Below are 15935 nucleotides of genomic sequence, written 5' to 3'. Positions count from 1 at the left end.
AGGCGCGTCCTGCGGAAAAATCCGTTACGGTTCTGTTTGTGAAGACAGAACCCCTTTCCGTCCCGGACCTCGATCCGCGCGAACTTCTGGTGCGCGAGGAACGCCTGGATTCCTTGCAGCCGCCGCCTGCCGTGATCCGGTCTGTTCTGGATCAGGGGCGGCAGATGATCTGCTGGCTCCCGGTTGCTGTCGGGCTTGGGAGCGTGACCTACCTTGCCCTGCCGTTCGAGCCTTCCATTCTGTCCGTCATGCTTGTCACCCTCCTGTTTGGCCTGTCGGGAACCGGGTGTCTGTGGTGGGGCTGGCAGCGGCTTTTTCCGCGCCTTCTGGGATTTGCGCTTCTGGCCGTCGTGACCGGTTTTGGCGATCTGGCGTTACAGGCCCGAATGCAGCCGCCCATGCCGGTTCTGCCGACCCATGCCACCGTTCTGACCGGTCGCGTGCAGTCTCTGGAAATTCTGCCGCCCCGCAATGATGACGAGGATGACGGTCATCGTGTTACTCTGGCCGATGCAGTGTTCGAGACGCCCGTGGATGCCGGAATGGCACCGCTGCACCGCACGTTGCATATTCGTCTGCGCGACGATGACGACCTTTTGCCGGAGCCGGGAAGCACGATCAGCCTGCGTACGATGCTGCGACCGCCCCCCCCGCCGTCATGGCCGGGCGGGCGTGACCTTCAGCGCGAGGCATGGTTTTCGGGACTGGCGGGAAGCGGTTACGCGCTGGCGCCGGCCAGTCTTACAGGCGCGGCGGTTCGGACATCATGGATCGAGACCCTGCGCGAAACCGTCGCCTTTCGCACGGCGGCCGTGCTGTCCGACCAGACCGCCGCCATTGCCGCCACGCTTCTGGCGGGTGAAGCCGGGGGCATCGACCAGCAGACGCGGGAGGCATTTTCCGCATCCGGGCTGGCGCATCTTCTTGCCGTTGCGGGGCTGCATCTGGGGCTGGTGATGGCCGCCGTCATTGTGACGTTGCGCTGCGGTCTGGCGTCTATCGAATATATTGCCCTGCGCTGGCCCTGCCGGCAGATCGCAGCTGTTTCCGGACTGCTGGCCGGAGCGGGGTATGTGCTGCTGACGGGCGCGCATCTGCCCAGCCTGCGGGCGCTGGGGATGGCGAGCCTCGTGACGCTGGCCATCGTGACCGGGCGGCGCGTCCTGTCCATGCGGTCTCTGTCCATCGTGGCGCTGCTGATCCTGCTGGTCTCGCCGGTTTCGGTTGTGGATGTGTCGTTCCAGATGTCGTTCGCCGCCGTGATGGGGCTGATTGCGGGGTATGGCGTGCTGCGCGAGCCGCTCATGCGGCTGCGCGGGGAGGGGGAATGGTACAGGGTTGTGGCGTCCTATGGCGCGGCCCTGACGCTGACGAGCCTTCTTGCCGGGCTGGCGACCCTGCCGGTCAGCATGGCGCATTTTGGCGCGCTTCAGCCGTGGTTCGTGCTGGCCAATCTGGTGGCCGTGCCGCTGGCGGCTGTCTGGATCATGCCGGTCGGGCTTCTGGCGCTTGTCGCCATGCCGTTTCATGCCGAAGCGCCGTTTCTGAAGCTCATGGGTGTGGGCATCCGCATCGTGCAGGTGCTGGCGGAGCGGGTGGCGGCGTTTCCGATGGCGCATCAGCCTGTTCCGGCCATGCCGGACTGGGGACTGCTGCTCGTGATGTGTGGGCTGTGTTTTCTGTGCCTTTGGAAAGGCCGGGTCTGTCTGGCTGGTCTGCTACCTGTGGCGATCGGGGTGGCGTCGATCTGGCTGGCGCCGAAGCCTGATATTTTCGTCTCGGCGGATGCGGGGCTGATGGCGGTGCGCCGTCCGGACGTCCTGCTGGTTGGTCCGCATTCCGGTCTGGAACGCCGCACGCTGGAAGACTGGCAGCAGGCTCTGGCGCTTCCGGTGGCGCCTCTGCCGCCGGACTGTCTGGCTGGTTTATGCCGGATCAGCGTCGAGGCGCAGACTGTCCTGCTGCGTCCCCGTGATTCATCGGATGGCGCCATTCTTCCGGACGCGCGGCAATGCGACGGGGTGAGCCTGTTCATCAGTGCGTCTCCCGCCCGCAAAGGCTGCGCGGATGTGCCGTCCATCGACCGGTTTTCGGTCTGGCGCGACGGGGCTTATGCCGTGTTCGCCGGGCGTGCCCTTACGATTGTTTCGGACCGGAGCTGGCGGGGGAGCCGGCTCTGGGTTCCACCCGTGGGCTGGCACGGCATGCCCAATCTGCCTCTGGCTCAGTCCGAATAGGGCGTGTCTCAACGTTTTGGAAAGCAATCGCCCTGTAGGATCGTCGCACAAGGAGATCCGTTATCGTGGCGCAAAAAACCGCAGGGGCCATTCTGTTTGGCCTGTCACTGACAGCCGTCGGGCCGCTCCATGCCGCGCCCGTTGCGGTCTGGGAGGGGCTGACACTGGGCATGAGCGTCCCGGAAGCGCAGATCAGCCATCCGCAGCTGATGGCGCTGCCCTCTCCGGTGCCGCGCCCCGGTTTTGCGCGCTACGTCATGCAGGGGCCGTTCATCGGCTCCTGCCTCTCGACGGTGGATGTGAATTTTCTGGGCGGCCGTCTGGCATCTGTCGAAGTTCATGCCCTGACGGACACGGATTCCGGTGATGTCCGCATCTGTGCCGAGGAATGGGGCCGTGCCATCCGTCAGAAATACGGTCAGCCCCTGTTTGAGGTGCGCGCGCCGATGACGGAAAACATCACCTGGAATGCAAACGGCTTTTCCGTGACGACCCATATGCGCGTCCTCAACAGCATCGTGCTCTATTCCGTCTCCTATCAGGCCCCGCGCCGCACAGCCGCCCAGATTTTCTGAAGGGGTGTCTAGCGCGCGGCGGCTTTCCGGGGCGCGGGTGCCGCCATGCGTTTGTCCGGATACCGGCACCATGTCGTGGCCGGGCAGCGCCAGCATTCGGGCGCGCGGGCCTTGCAGACATAACGCCCGTGCAGAATCAGCCAGTGATGCGCCGGGCGGAGCATGTCTTTCGGGATGCGGGCGACCAGCCCGTCCTCGACCTGTCGCACGGTTTTGCCGGGGGCCAGGCCGGTACGGTTGCCGATGCGGAAAATATGGGTATCGACCGCCATCGTATCCGCGCCGAATGCGACATTCATCACGACATTCGCCGTCTTGCGCCCGACACCGGCCAGCGCTTCGAGCGAGGCCCGGTCGGATGGTACCTGTCCGCCGTGACGCTCCAGCAACTGATGGCAGAGCAGGTCCACGTTATGCGCTTTCGCCCGCCACAGGCCGATGGTGCGGATGTGCCGCGCAATGCCCTCTTCGCCGATGGCCGCCATGGAGGCCGGGTCGGGGGCTTCCTCGAACAGGCCTTTCGTCGCCTTGTTGACGGATTTGTCCGTCGCCTGTGCCGACAGCACGACGCTTACCAGAAGTTCGAACGGATTGCGGAACACCAGTTCGCTTTCCGCATCCGGATTGGCTTCGGCAAGCGCTGTAATGAAGGCTTTTGCGGCCGCCTTGCTCATGGCCCGCTTCGCGGTTGCGGGGGCATCGGTCATGACGGGCACTCCAGTAGGGTGTGTTGCCGGGGGTGTGTTGCGTCTGGTCCGGACACACAGCAAGATACGGCAAAGTTCTGAAAATTCCATGCCATCACACCCCATGTCATTACACCGTGGCCTGTTCTGCATGACATCGCAGACCGGCAGACGGCGGAGCACCCTGTGTCTGATACCGTTTCCGATACCTCTTTTCCCATGAGCCGCCAGCAGCAGGAGGGCCGCAAGCAGGAGGTGTCCTTCACGGACGTCCTGTCTTTCGTCTGCAGCCGCTGGTGTGACCATCCTCTTCTGCTGGCGAAGACTCTTGGTGGCGTTGCCCTCGCCACGCTGGCCGATGTCTGCACGCCCATTCTCGCGGGCCGTCTGGTGGAGGATATTTCCCGCCATGCCGCCGGTCCCGCTGTAGAGAAAACCTCGGAACTGCTGCATCTGCGCGACGATGCGGGGCTGATGGTCGCGGGGCTGATCGTCCTCGGGCTGGTCGGGCTGTTCGGACGGCGCTCCTCCTTCATCGGGATTTCGTATCTCACGCTCGCCATCATGCACCGCGTCGCCAATCAGGCGTTCGATCGGGTGCAGCGCTTCTCGACGGACTGGCATGCCAACAACTTCGCCGGCTCGACCGTCCGCAAGCTGACGCGCGGCATGTGGGCCATTGATACGCTGGACGACACGCTCCTGCTTCTGATCGCGCCGGAAGTGCTGGTTCTGGGCGGGACGACGGCGGTGCTTATGGTCCGCTCACCGCTGATGGGGTCGATTCTGGCGGTTTCGGTGGTGCTGTTCGCCACGCTCTCCATCATGCTGACCCTGCGCTATGTCGCGCCGACCGCCCGTGCGTCCAATGAATGGGACACGAAAATGGGCGCGGCCATGGCGGATGCCGTGACCTGCAATCCGGTCGTCAAGGCATTCGGTGCGGAAAACCGCGAGGATGCCCGGCTCGACAGCATCATCCGTGGCTGGCGTCAGCGCACTCTGAAAACCTGGGTACGCGGCACCAACAGCGCCAATCTTCAGGCGCTGGCCTCGCTCGCCATGCGAATGCTGCTGATCGGGCTGGCCGTCTGGCTGTGGTGGGACGGCAAGGCCGGTCCGGGTGACGTGGCCTATGTGCTGACGATGATGTTCCTCGTGCAGGGGTATCTGCGCGATCTGGGACAGCAGGTCAGTCAGGTGCAGCGTTCGGTCAATGAGATGGAGGAACTCGTGGCGATTTTCCGTCGCGATCCCGCCATCCAGGACGCAAACGATGCGCAGACGGCCCGTTTCACAACAGGGGCCATTCACTTCGAGCATGTAGACTTCCAGTATCCGGGGCAGGTCAAACCGCTTTACAACGACCTGAGCATCGACATCGCGCCGGGGTCCCGCGTGGCGCTTGTCGGGCCGAGCGGCTCGGGCAAGACGACCCTGACCAAGCTGCTCCAGCGGCTTTATGACGTGAACGGCGGTCGGATCGTGGTGGACGGGCAGGATATCGCCCATGTTACGCAGGAGTCCCTGCGCGCGCATATCGCCATCGTTCCGCAGGAACCGGTGCTGTTTCATCGCACACTTGCGGAAAACATCGCCTATGCGCGCCCCGATGCGAGCCGTGCCGAGATCGAAGACGCCGCCCGTCTGGCCAATGCGGCGCCGTTCATCGAGCGGTTGCCCGAGAGGTACGAAACCATGGTTGGAGAGCGTGGCGTGAAGCTCTCGGGCGGCGAGCGCCAGCGTGTTGCCATCGCCCGCGCCTTTCTGGCCGATGCACCCATCCTGATTTTCGACGAAGCGACGTCCAGCCTCGATTCCGAGTCCGAATCCCTTGTGCAGGACGCGATGCGTCGCCTGATGCAGAACCGGACCGTGATTGTCGTGGCGCATCGTCTCTCGACCGTCATGGAACTGGACCGCATCCTCGTGTTCAGTCAGGGCGCGCTGAAAGAAGACGGAACGCATGCCGAACTGATTACGCGCGAGGGCGGGATTTACCGCCGCCTGTTCGAGCTTCAGTCGCTGGAGGGCTGAAGCCGGAAGGAAAGGGTCTGCTTTTCGGCATCTTTCCCGGTCTGGAGGCGTTTCGTCCTTCATGCATGTTTCCGCCCGGAGCACAGGATGTCCGATAAAGAAGCTCGGCGGGAGCCAGACAGGAGACCGCCGCATGACCATCCGTTCCGCCTTCACTGCCCTGCTGCTCGCAACGCCTGCCGCTTTCGGCATCGGACATGCGCTGGCCGAACCGGTCGCGTTCGACCACGCGCGGCTGATTGACGGAACCGGGGCCTCGGCGCAGCCGGACGCCACGGTGGTCATCGACAATGGTGTGATTCTTTCGGTCGGCATCCCGGCTCCCGCCGATGCGCGGCATGTGGACCTGACGGGCAAGACGCTGATGCCCGCTCTTATCAGCGATCATGTTCATGTCGGCCTCGTGAAAGGCACAGGGGCCAGTCGTGATAACTATACCCACGCTAATATTCTTGCCGCCCTAAAGCAGTACTCTGATTATGGTGTCCTAAGCGTTGCATCGCTGGGCATGAACCGCTCTCCGCTGTTCGATACGCTGCGTCAGGAGCAGCATGAGGGCCGCAATCCGGGGGCAGACCTTTATGGTGTAGATCAGGGGATCGGCGCATTCGCTGGTGCTCCTCCTGCTGCGATGGTCAAGGGTGTTGGCTCCGATCAGGTTTTTCGTCCAACCACGCCTGAAGAAACCCGCAAGGATGTGGACCAGATGATTGCGGAGCACACGGATCTGGTGAAGGTCTGGGTGGACGATTTCCGGAATGATATTCCTGATGGCAAGACATATCCGATGATGCCCCCCGCCATTTATCAGGCGGCTATCGACGAAGCGCACCAGCATGACACGCGGGTTGCGGTCCATATCCACGATCTCGCCGTCGCTAAGGCCATCGTGGCGGCGAAAGCTGACATTCTTGCGCATGGCGTGCGGGATCAGCCGGTGGATCATGATCTGATCGCGGCGATGCTCCGTCAGGGCACATGGTATATTGCGACGCTGGATCTGGACGAGGCGAATTATCTCTATGCCGAGCAGCCGGAGCTGCTCTCCAATCCGTTCGTTCTGGCGGGTATGGACCCGGCCCTGCGCCGTCAGTTTACGGACCCGAAATGGCGCGCCGAGACACTGGCCAAGCCTCTGACCAAGGCTTCGCATTACGCACTGTCGGTGAATCAGAAAAACCTTGCCGTGCTGTATCGGGCCGGGGTGAAGATTGGTTTTGGCACGGATTCCGGGGCCTCCCCGACCCGTGTTCCCGGCTTTGCCGAGCATCGTGAGCTGTATCTGACGGTGCAGGCCGGGCTGTCCCCCGTGCAGGCCATCAGTCTGGCCACGGGCAATGCCGCGGCCCTGCTGCATCTGTCAGACCGGGGTGTGATTGCTCCCGGCCGCCGGGCGGATCTGCTGATCGTGGATGGCAATGCGGATGAAAACATCGCCGCCGTGGATCAGATTGATCAGGTCTGGCAGCGGGGCGCGCTTGTCAGTCATGGACCCGTGCGTTCGAAGGACTGATTACGCTACGGTCTCGGGGCGCGAACGCCCTGAGACGAGCCGGAACATCGGCCCGGTCAGCGTCGTTGAGATTACGGCCAGAACCATCAGCGAGGCGAAGGCAAATTCCGAAATCATGCCATGCGCGTGCAGGATGGTCGCCGCCACGATTTCCATCAGCCCCTTGCACTGCAACAGGGAGCCGATGCCCAGCGCCTGACGGTGCGTCAGGCCCGGAGCCGGCGGGAAAATCCAGACGGCAAGGATTTTCGTGACGATCGCAATGACGACCAGCAGCAGGGATGCCAGAACGGACGGCCAGGTCAGCGCATCGCCGTCGATCCGCAATCCGCTATGGCCAAAGAACATCGGGGCCAGCCAGATCAGCGAGAACGTCCCCACAGCTTCGACCGGCAGGCGACGGACCCAGCGCGGTGGCATGAGCGCACCTGCGAAATAGGCACCGATCAGCTCATGCAGCCCCAGTTCGTGACTCGCCCAGGACCCGGCGGCCAGATAGGCCGGAACAGCGGCCCAGATCACCCAGATCGGCGGGTTTTTCAGGTTTCGCGTGGCCCAGCTGCTCAGGAGCGCCATGCCGACCAGAAGCAGGACGGCCAGTCCTTCAAATCCGGTCCAGCCATGCAGCGCATCCGATCCGCGTGCCGCGAACTGGAGGATGGCCAGCCCGATCCAGAGGGCCGCATCGTCCACGACCGCGAGTTTGAGGGCAAGCTGTCCGACGGGGCGGTACACAGGCTCCAGTTCGCGCACGATGCCGATCAGAACCGGCAGCGCACTGACGGAAATGCACAGCCCGATCGACATGGCGCCGATCCAGCCATCCCCGTGCGGGGCCTGCCAGCCATGCAAAGGCAGGAAGAACAGCTTGACCAGAATGGTGCCGATGACGAACGGAACGCCCAGCGCCACGAGTGCTCCGCCCAGCAGGCGACCCAGCGTCGGGGAGGGGAGGTTTTCGGCTTCGGGAGAATGAGTGGGGTTCTGCCACATTTCCAGCCCGGCAGTGAACGCCAGAACCAGAACGGCCAGCCAGCCGATATAATCGCCGTAAAGCGAGGGAATACCGACTTTTGACGCTGGAAAATGCAGGACCGCCAGAAGAATGCCGACCAGAATGGGCAGGATGGCAATCGGAATGGAGCGTCTGAGCAGCTGCCACAGTCCCCACGGAACGAGGACAAATATAAATGCATCCGCCAACAGTGCTGTCACATTCCCCATGACGATCCCTTTTTTGTTTCAGGTCCGTTCAGGGTAACATGGATCAAAAAAATTGGGGTAATTTTTTATTTCCATGTAATGAATAATTCTATGTTTCTTTTTTCAAATAACTCTCTTTGAGGAGAATGAAAACCCGGAATTTTCTTTTGAAAAGACCGGGTTTTTCCAGTCATCAGGCGATGAAATTCTTCAGGAATTGCTCCAGCGCCCGGCCGCGATGACTGAGGGCATTTTTCTCGGCCTCCGTCATTTCCGCAAAGGTCCGATTTCCGCCTTCCGGTACGAACATCGGATCATAACCGTGTCCATGGGCGCCCCGTGGAGGCCAGACGACCGTACCGTGACATTCACCCTGCACGGTCCGCGTTTCGCCATCCGGCCAGGCCAGACACAGGGCCGCGACGAAAAAGGCCCGGTGATCGGCACTGTCGCCCATCTCCCTATGTACGCGGTCCATTGCGATCTGCATGTCTTTGGTCGGGCCGCCCCAGCGCGCGGAATAGACGCCCGGACGGTTGTCCAGCGCCGCGACGCAGAAGCCGGAATCATCGGCCAGCGCGGGCAGTCCGGAGGCCCTGGCCGCGGCTAGGGCCTTGATGGCGGCGTTGCCTGTGAAGGTCTCTTCCGTCTCTTCGGGTTCCGGGAGGTTCAGTTCGGCTGCCGAGATGACGGTGATCCCGCTCTCGGCCAGCAGGGTGGAAAATTCGCGCAGCTTGCCGGCATTATGGCTGGCCAGAACGATTTTCGAACCGCGGGACAATGTCCGCATCATGCAGTCTCCAGTACGTGATTCTGGGCGTCGAACAGTCGGGCCGTGCCGAGCTTCGCCAGTCTGAGGAGTTCGAAAAATTCGCTCTCCTGAAACGGCTTGTCCTCGGCGGTCCCCTGAATTTCGATGATGCCACCATCCGCCGTCAGAACGAAATTCGTATCGGCCTGCGCGCTGCTGTCTTCAATATAGTCCAGATCCAGCACGGCTCCGGCCTCTGTCAGCCCGCACGAGACTGCCGCGACCTGAGCCGTGAGAGCCTGTGAGCGCTTGATTGTCTTCAGCGCGATCGCCAGCGCCACCCAGGCGCCCGTGATGGAGGCGCAGCGCGTGCCGCCATCCGCGTTCAGGACGTCGCAGTCGAGCGTGATGGTCCGCTCTCCCAGCTTTTTCAGATCCACACAGGCCCGGAGCGAGCGTGCGATCAGCCGCTGGATTTCCTGCGTGCGGCCGGACTGCTTGCCTTTGGCCGCCTCGCGCTGGCCGCGATTATGCGTCGCCCGGGGGAGCATTCCGTATTCGGCCGTGATCCAGCCCTGCCCCCTGTTGCGCAGGAACGCCGGAACACGCTCCTCGACCGTGGCCGTGCACAGGACTTCCGTGCCGCCCACACGGATGAGTGCGGAGCCTTCGGCATGGCGGGCAAAGCCTGTTTCGATTGAAACAATGCGGTTTTCGTCCGGCGCCCGCCCGGATGGACGCTTGCGTGCGGTGTCAGTCATGTCAAAAAAGATCCCGTGGAAGAATATGTCCCGCCTCTAGCGCGTTTGACGCAGACCCATCCAGCCCCGACAGTGGGTTTACCATGATGCGACCACAGCCTCCCCTGTTCCGCCCTTCCATCCCGATGCCGCACGGTCTGGGAGATCGTGAAGCCGCGATTTTGCGTGAAATCGTTGAGGAATATGTCGAAACGGGTGAGCCCATCGGCAGCCAGACGCTGGCCCAGCGCCTGCAACCGGCGCTGTCTTCGGCCACGATCCGCAATGTCATGGCGGATCTGGCGCGGGCCGGGCTGCTGTTCAGCCCGCATGTTTCAGCCGGGCGTCTGCCGACCGAAAAGGGCGTGCGCCTGTTTGTGGATGGCCTGCTCCAGTTCGGCACCCTGACGGAAGAAGACCGCGCCAGCATCGACAGCCGGCTCGATATTCACGGGCGGTCCTATCAGGATATCCTGTCTGAAGCGTCGTCCCTTCTGTCGGGCCTGTCTTCCGCTGCCGGACTGGTGCTCGCGCCGAAATCGGATGCCGCGCTCAAGCATATCGAGTTCGTAGCACTTGGTCCGGGGCGGGTTCTGGTCATTCTGGTGGGTTCGGACGGGCAGGTGGAGAACCGCATCATCGAGACCCCGCCCGGCGTGCCGCCTTCCGCTCTTGTCGAGGCCGGAAACTACCTGAACGCCCGTCTTGGTGACCTGACGCTCGGCACGCTGCGCGAGCGGGTCCGGAGCGAAATGGATGCCAGCCGCCATGAACTCGATGCCCTGACGGCCAGTGTGATCGAAAGCGGTCTTGCGACGTGGGACGCCGATGGAGGGACGCTGTTCGTGAAAGGGCAGGGGAAGCTGCTGGCCGACATCACGGAAATCGAGCGCCTGACGACGATCCGCATGCTGTTCGACCATCTGGAGACACAGGAGACCATGCTTCAACTGCTGCAACTGGCGGATGCGTCCGAAGGGGTGCGGATCTATATCGGGCGTGAAAGCGGGATGTTCGGGATGTCGGGCGTGTCTATGATCGTGGCGCCTGCCCGCAACGAAGCCCAGAAAATCGTGGGGGCGATTGGCGTGATCGGCCCGACCCGTCTGAATTACGGGCGGATCGTGCCTGTTGTGGACTACACCGCGCGGATGGTGGGTCGCCTGCTTGGCTGAGGGCTTCTGAACGTTTCGGAATAATGGTCCAGGGGTTACGCCTCTTTCATGAAATGACCTTTTTAGACGGGGCGACGAAAGGGGCGGAATAATGCTATGCAGGGGGCATGACGCGACGCTCTTTCCGCTCCCGTAGCCACCAGGGTTCTGGTAACCCTCAAGGTCCGGGCGCCACGCCACCACGCCCTCCCCGTTTCCGCCGCTACCGGCAGTCCCTGGCGATCATCGCCGGTGTGGGGCTTGTAGGCGTGGCCGGGGCGGGCGTTCTGGGCTGGACGACCTATGCCAAGCTGGTGGCGGATCTGCCCAGCGTGGACAGCCTGCGCGCCTATCAGCCGCCCACCGTCAGCCGCATCTATGCTGCCGATGACCGTCTGATGGCCGAGCTGGCGAACGAACGCCGGATCTTCGTGCCGATCAACGCCATCCCCGAGCGCGTGAAGAATGCCTTCATCGCTACGGAAGACCATAATTTCTACACCCATGGCGGTGTGGATTTCATGGCGATCGGCCGTGCGGGCCTGACGGACATTTTTGCGCGTCATGGCCGCCGTCCGCTGGGTGCTTCGACCATCACCCAGCAGGTGGCGAAGGTCATGCTGCTCAACAGCAACGTCGTGAGCCTCGATCGCAAGATCAAGGAAGCCCTGCTCGCCATGAAAATGGAGCAGGTGCTGTCCAAGGACAAAATTCTCGAAATCTACCTGAACGGCATCTATCTCGGGAACGGTGCCTATGGTGTCGCCGCGGCCGCGCAGAGCTATTTCAACAAGCCGCTCGACCAGCTCGACGATGCCGAAGCCGCCTCTCTGGCAGCACTTCCCAAATCGCCCACGAACTACAATCCGTTCCTGCATCCGCAGGCCGCGATGGGCCGTCGCAACCTTGTGCTGGACCTGATGGTTGAAGCAGGCGTTCTGACCCGTGAGCAGGCCGATCAGGAAAAGCAGGAGCCGCTGGTCCCGCAGCAGAAGCAGCGCTTTGGGCCTTTGCCGGATTCCGAATGGTTCGGCGAGGAAGTCCGCCGTCAGCTTATCGCCCAGTATGGTCAGGACCGCGCGGCGCAGGGTGGTCTGGAGGTCCATACCAGTCTCGACCAGAACCTTCAGACCACCGAGACGCGCCTGCTGCATGAAGGGCTGATGAATTACGACCGCGCCCATAGTGGCTGGCGGGGGCCGTTGCGCAACCTGTCGGACATTCAGGATGATGGCTGGGAGAGCGCGCTCGATCATGTCACGCCGCCCGGCGGGATGCTGCGCGAGTGGCGTCTGGCGGTTGTGCTGCCGGGTGGCACGCATGTCGGCTGGATCGAGGAAGGCAGCCCCCGCAAAGGCGCGCTTCTTGCGACCGACATCAGCTGGGCGCGCCGGGCGCATCCGCTGCGTGCCGGGGATGTCATCATGATCGAACCGCAGGAAGGCGGTTCGGCGGCCCTGCGCCAGATCCCGCAGGTCGAAGGTGCGGCGGTGACGCTGGATGTGCATACGGGCCGCGTTCTGGCGATGGTCGGCGGCTGGTCGTTCCATGAAAGCCAGTTCAACCGCGCCACGCAGGCGCTGCGTCAGCCGGGGTCGTCGTTCAAGCCGTTTGTCTATCTGGCCGCGATGGAACAGGGGATTTCCCCGTCCGAACGTTTCGACGATTCGCCCATTTCCTATGGCGACTGGCATCCGCAGAACTACGAGCATGACAACTGGGGCCCGACGACGCTGCATGACGCGCTGCGCGAAAGCCGCAACCTCGTCACGATCCGTGTCGCCGCCCATCTCGGCATGAAGGCGGTCGCCGATACGGCCATCCGCGCCGGGCTCGTGGCGGAAATGCCGCATGTTCTGCCCGCAGCGCTGGGCGCCGTCGAAACCACCGTCATGCGCGAGGCTGCGGCCTACGCCACGATCGCCAATGGCGGCCATATCGTCACGCCGACCCTCGTGGACGACATTCAGGACCGTGCCGGGAGCGTGTTGTGGCAGGCGGGGGGGCTGAAGCTCGGCACCGCCATGCAGGCACCGCCCAGCGAGCAGCCCGCTCCCACGGATGGCAGCCCGCAGAACGGCACCCCGACGGACGGTACGATGCCGCCCGCCGCGCCCGTTCCCGCCCCGGTCATGCCCGTACCCGGCAGCGTGTCCGTCCCGTCTCTAACCGATACGCGCCCGACGCTTGCCAGCGAGCAGAGCACGTTCCAGATCGTGAAAATGATGCAGGACGTGATCGCCCGGGGCACCGGCCGTATGGCGGGCGTTGGCATCGACCGTCCCGTCGCGGGCAAGACCGGCACCAGTCAGGACTTCCATGATGCCTGGTTTGCCGGGTTTTCCCCCGATATCGTCACGGTGGTCTGGGTTGGTTTCGACACACCCCAGACGCTGGGTCGCAATTCTGATGGTGGCCGTATTGCCGGGCCGATCTGGAACAAGATCATGAAGGTCGCTCTGGCCAGCCGTCCGAAGCTCGACTTCCGGGTGCCGGACGGTATTACGCTGGCCAGCTACGACACGGGACGCATTTCGGCCGTCGATGGCTTCAAGACCGATCAGGTTCCGGGTGCGTCCGTTGAGCTGCATGGCTTCGGCGCGGGAACCGAGGCTCTGACCGCCGCCGATACGGGCGCGGACAGCGTGATTTCGGATTCCGAAAGCGGCATGGCCCAGATGCCGGACCAACCCGGAAGCGGCACACCTGGAACCGGGTCGTTCGCAGCGCCGGGACAGGCCCAGAAACCTGCTCCGTCCGATGGTGACATTGGCGTGGGCGGCCTATACTAAGGCCACCAGAACAGACCCCCCTTATGAGTGGAGGACACTATGTCGGCCGAAACCGAGGCCCTTTCCGTCCAGATCAAGCAGTCGGTGGCACTGCTGAGGAGGCATCTTTGACTGGGATGTCGCAACAACACGCCTCGCGGAACTGAACCACCGCGTTGAAGACCCCGACCTTTGGAACGATGCGGAAGCTGCCCAGAAGCTGATGCGCGAGCGCACGACGCTCGCCAACCAGATCGAAGGCGTCCAGCAGATCGAAGCCGAGGTCGAAGGCACCCTCGAACTGGTCGAACTGGCGGAAATGGAAGGGGATGACAGTCTCGTTCAGGATGCCGTGCAGACCCTGCGGACCATCGCCGAGGACGTCCGCAAGCGCGAAATCGAAAGTCTGCTCTCGGGCGAGGCGGACAGCAATGACTGTTACGTCGAGGTGAATGCGGGCGCCGGCGGCACGGAAGCCCAGGACTGGGCTGAGATGCTCCTGCGCATGTACACGCGCTGGGCGGAGCAGCACGGCTACAAGGTCACGTTCATCGAAGGCAGTGAAGGCGAGCAGGCTGGCATCAAGTCCGCCACGATCCAGGTGAGTGGTGCGAACGCCTATGGCTGGCTCAAGACCGAGGCCGGCGTGCACCGTCTGGTCCGGATCTCACCATTCGATGCGGCGGCCCGTCGCCAGACGTCGTTCGCGTCGGTCTGGGTCTATCCGGTCGTGGATGATTCGATCGAGATCGACATCAACGATTCGGACCTGCGTGTCGATACGTTCCGGGCCTCGGGCGCGGGTGGACAGCACGTCAACAAGACGGATTCGGCCATCCGGATCACCCATATCCCGACCGGGATCGTGGTGGCCTGTCAGACCGACCGTTCGCAGCACCGCAACCGCGCCAAGGCGATGGAAATGCTGCGGGCCCGGATGTACGAGGCGGAGTTGCAGAAACGCGAAGCCGCCGCCGCCCAGACGGAAGCCTCCAAGACAGATATCGGCTGGGGACACCAGATCCGGTCCTACGTTCTGGCGCCCTATCAGCTCGTCAAGGACCTGCGGACGGGTGTGGAGAAGGGAAATCCGGGCGCGGTGCTCGATGGTGCCCTGGACGACTTCATGTCGGCCTCGCTGGCGCAGAGCGTCGGAGCGACCCGCTCGGAAGCCAGCGCTTCGGCCCAGTAAGCCCTGTTTAGGCCCTGCCGCCCTTGAGACGGATTCGCCAAGGCGCCGGAACAGTCCACTGTTCCGGCGCCTTTTTTCTTGAATCTGTCATAACGCAGCGGATTGAAGTTGCGTTTCAGTGGTTTCAGAAGATATTTTTATTTGTTTCGATACAGCTTTAGCCGCAGAATATGTCGGCAATATGAAAAAATCGTTTCGATAAAGGCAATCACCGGCTTGACAGCATGGGGGTTAGACTGCCCAATCAGCATATCGGGTATGTTCCCACGGCATATGACGCATTTCATGTGGCCGCATCGGGAAAGCCTGATGGCAACACAGAAATCGGGGCACCGCACCCGGCAGATGTGGACCAATGCCGGTGTCAGTGAGGGGTAAGAAGGTTTCGACATGAAGAGCTACGCCGCACAGCAGCGCAAGCCGACAGACTACATTGTCGCGATCGTCGTGGCCGTGCTGGCTATGGGCGCTGTGATCTATGCGCTCATGAGTGGTGCTGTGAGCAAGCTGGTCCAGGAAAAGCCGCCTATCAAGACGGAAGTAATCAAGGAACAGCCCAAGCCACCGCCACCACCGCCACCGCCGCCGCCGCCGCAGATGGAGCAGCCGCCGCCGCCGTTTATTCCGCCGCCGAAGATCTCCGTGCCGCCGCCGCCCAAGGCGATCCAGCGCGTGACCCACGCCAAGCCGCCGCATCCGGTGCCGCCCAGCCCGACCCCGTCGCCAGAGCCCGTTCCGGCTCCGCCGCAGGGCCCGCCAGCTGACGCAGTGCCAGATCATCAGGCAGGCGCGCGGCCGATCAACGGTGCACAGGCTGTCTATCCGGACGAGGCCATGGAAGAAAACCGCGAAGGTCATGTGACCGCATCGTGTGACATTCTTCCGACAGGCAAGACGGCGAACTGCACCATCACCAGTTCAAGCGGTGGTCATGAGTTCGTGGAAAGTGCGCTCGACTTCCTTCGTCGGGCCCGTTACCAGCCCGCCGTTGTCAATGGCGTTCCGGTAATTGAACATCACCACGTCCTGCACATCGACTTCACGATGGGCGACGACTGATCTTTCGACTGCCATCA

The 15935-nt window shown here is 62.9% G+C and carries 12 protein-coding genes; 8 read left to right on the top strand and 4 right to left on the bottom strand.

Annotation, left to right across the window (positions count from 1 at the left end):
• The first annotated feature begins 38 nt into the window (after nucleotides 1–38).
• On the top strand, nucleotides 39–2237 hold the full coding sequence (locus HK22_RS05350; RefSeq protein ID WP_233142422.1) for a ComEC/Rec2 family competence protein: 2199 nt from the start codon (nucleotides 39–41) through the stop codon (nucleotides 2235–2237).
• Between the two features lie 65 nt (nucleotides 2238–2302).
• Entirely contained in the window at nucleotides 2303–2812 is a 510-nt protein-coding gene (locus tag HK22_RS05345; RefSeq protein WP_086648583.1) for a hypothetical protein, read from the top strand.
• A gap of 8 nt (nucleotides 2813–2820) precedes the next feature.
• On the opposite strand, the gene nth is transcribed toward HK22_RS05345, so the two are convergent.
• Entirely contained in the window at nucleotides 2821–3519 is a 699-nt protein-coding gene (gene nth, locus HK22_RS05340; RefSeq protein WP_198945485.1) for an endonuclease III, read from the bottom strand.
• A gap of 198 nt (nucleotides 3520–3717) precedes the next feature.
• On the opposite strand from nth, the gene HK22_RS05335 reads away from it, so the two are divergent.
• Nucleotides 3718–5535, top strand: a complete 1818-nt coding sequence (locus HK22_RS05335; protein ID WP_086648629.1) for an ABC transporter ATP-binding protein — start codon at nucleotides 3718–3720, stop codon at nucleotides 5533–5535.
• 133 nt (nucleotides 5536–5668) lie between these two features.
• Nucleotides 5669–7048 carry an amidohydrolase family protein gene (locus HK22_RS05330; protein WP_086648582.1) on the top strand — a complete coding sequence of 460 codons (1380 nt, stop codon included), beginning with the start codon at nucleotides 5669–5671 and terminating at the stop codon, nucleotides 7046–7048.
• Here HK22_RS05330 and HK22_RS05325 read toward each other — a convergent pair whose 3' ends face one another.
• The 3 genes from HK22_RS05325 to rph all read right to left on the bottom strand — a co-directional run bounded on the left by HK22_RS05325 (nucleotide 7049) and on the right by rph (nucleotide 9763).
• The gene (locus HK22_RS05325) at nucleotides 7049–8272 is read right to left on the bottom strand and encodes a cation:proton antiporter (protein ID WP_086648581.1); all 1224 of its coding nucleotides are present in this window, start codon (nucleotides 8270–8272) and stop codon (nucleotides 7049–7051) included.
• A 172-nt stretch (nucleotides 8273–8444) separates the two neighbouring features.
• Nucleotides 8445–9041, bottom strand: a complete 597-nt coding sequence (gene rdgB / locus HK22_RS05320; protein WP_086648628.1) for an RdgB/HAM1 family non-canonical purine NTP pyrophosphatase — start codon at nucleotides 9039–9041, stop codon at nucleotides 8445–8447.
• Nucleotides 9041–9763 (bottom strand): ribonuclease PH, encoded by a 723-nt coding sequence (gene rph, locus HK22_RS05315; protein WP_086648580.1) that lies wholly within the window; start codon nucleotides 9761–9763, stop codon nucleotides 9041–9043. The genes rdgB and rph overlap by 1 nt, the downstream gene beginning before the upstream one ends.
• 83 nt (nucleotides 9764–9846) lie before the next feature.
• Here rph and hrcA point away from each other — a divergent pair, with 83 nt between their 5' ends.
• The 4 genes from hrcA to HK22_RS05290 all read left to right on the top strand — a co-directional run bounded on the left by hrcA (nucleotide 9847) and on the right by HK22_RS05290 (nucleotide 15918).
• A complete protein-coding gene (gene hrcA, locus HK22_RS05310) occupies nucleotides 9847–10917 on the top strand; it encodes a heat-inducible transcriptional repressor HrcA (protein ID WP_077803731.1) in 1071 nt (356 codons plus the stop codon).
• A gap of 107 nt (nucleotides 10918–11024) precedes the next feature.
• Nucleotides 11025–13688, top strand: coding sequence for a penicillin-binding protein 1A (locus tag HK22_RS05305; RefSeq protein ID WP_086648579.1), 2664 nt, complete (start codon nucleotides 11025–11027; stop codon nucleotides 13686–13688).
• Nucleotides 13689–13727: 39 nt separating this feature from the next.
• Nucleotides 13728–14859 (top strand): peptide chain release factor 2 gene (prfB, locus tag HK22_RS05295; protein ID WP_099253242.1). Its coding sequence is split into 2 segments (ribosomal slippage): nucleotides 13728–13796 and nucleotides 13798–14859, totalling 1131 coding nucleotides; the frame shifts between segments, so codons are not numbered across the junction.
• Nucleotides 14860–15249: 390 nt separating this feature from the next.
• Nucleotides 15250–15918, top strand: coding sequence for an energy transducer TonB (locus HK22_RS05290; RefSeq protein ID WP_062028224.1), 669 nt, complete (start codon nucleotides 15250–15252; stop codon nucleotides 15916–15918).
• Nucleotides 15919–15935: the final 17 nt, after the last annotated feature.

Source organism: Gluconobacter sp. DsW_056, from assembly GCF_002153595.1.
Classification (GTDB): Bacteria; Pseudomonadota; Alphaproteobacteria; order Acetobacterales; family Acetobacteraceae; genus Gluconobacter; species Gluconobacter albidus.
The sequence above is the reverse complement of the archived record's forward strand: the minus strand, read 5'-3'. Positions and strand labels throughout refer to the sequence as shown.

Bases quoted from the DNA above. Each gene is read 5' to 3' on its own strand.
- nth (WP_198945485.1), bottom strand. From the start codon at position 3,519: ATGACCGATGCCCCCGCAACCGCGAAGCGGGCCATGAGCAAGGCGGCC.
- HK22_RS05335 (WP_086648629.1), top strand. From the start codon at position 3,718: ATGAGCCGCCAGCAGCAGGAGGGCCGCAAGCAGGAGGTGTCCTTCACG.
- HK22_RS05330 (WP_086648582.1), top strand. From the start codon at position 5,669: ATGACCATCCGTTCCGCCTTCACTGCCCTGCTGCTCGCAACGCCTGCC.
- HK22_RS05325 (WP_086648581.1), bottom strand. From the start codon at position 8,272: ATGGGGAATGTGACAGCACTGTTGGCGGATGCATTTATATTTGTCCTC.
- rdgB (WP_086648628.1), bottom strand. From the start codon at position 9,041: ATGCGGACATTGTCCCGCGGTTCGAAAATCGTTCTGGCCAGCCATAAT.
- rph (WP_086648580.1), bottom strand. From the start codon at position 9,763: ATGACTGACACCGCACGCAAGCGTCCATCCGGGCGGGCGCCGGACGAA.
- hrcA (WP_077803731.1), top strand. From the start codon at position 9,847: ATGATGCGACCACAGCCTCCCCTGTTCCGCCCTTCCATCCCGATGCCG.
- HK22_RS05305 (WP_086648579.1), top strand. From the start codon at position 11,025: ATGACGCGACGCTCTTTCCGCTCCCGTAGCCACCAGGGTTCTGGTAAC.
- HK22_RS05290 (WP_062028224.1), top strand. From the start codon at position 15,250: ATGAAGAGCTACGCCGCACAGCAGCGCAAGCCGACAGACTACATTGTC.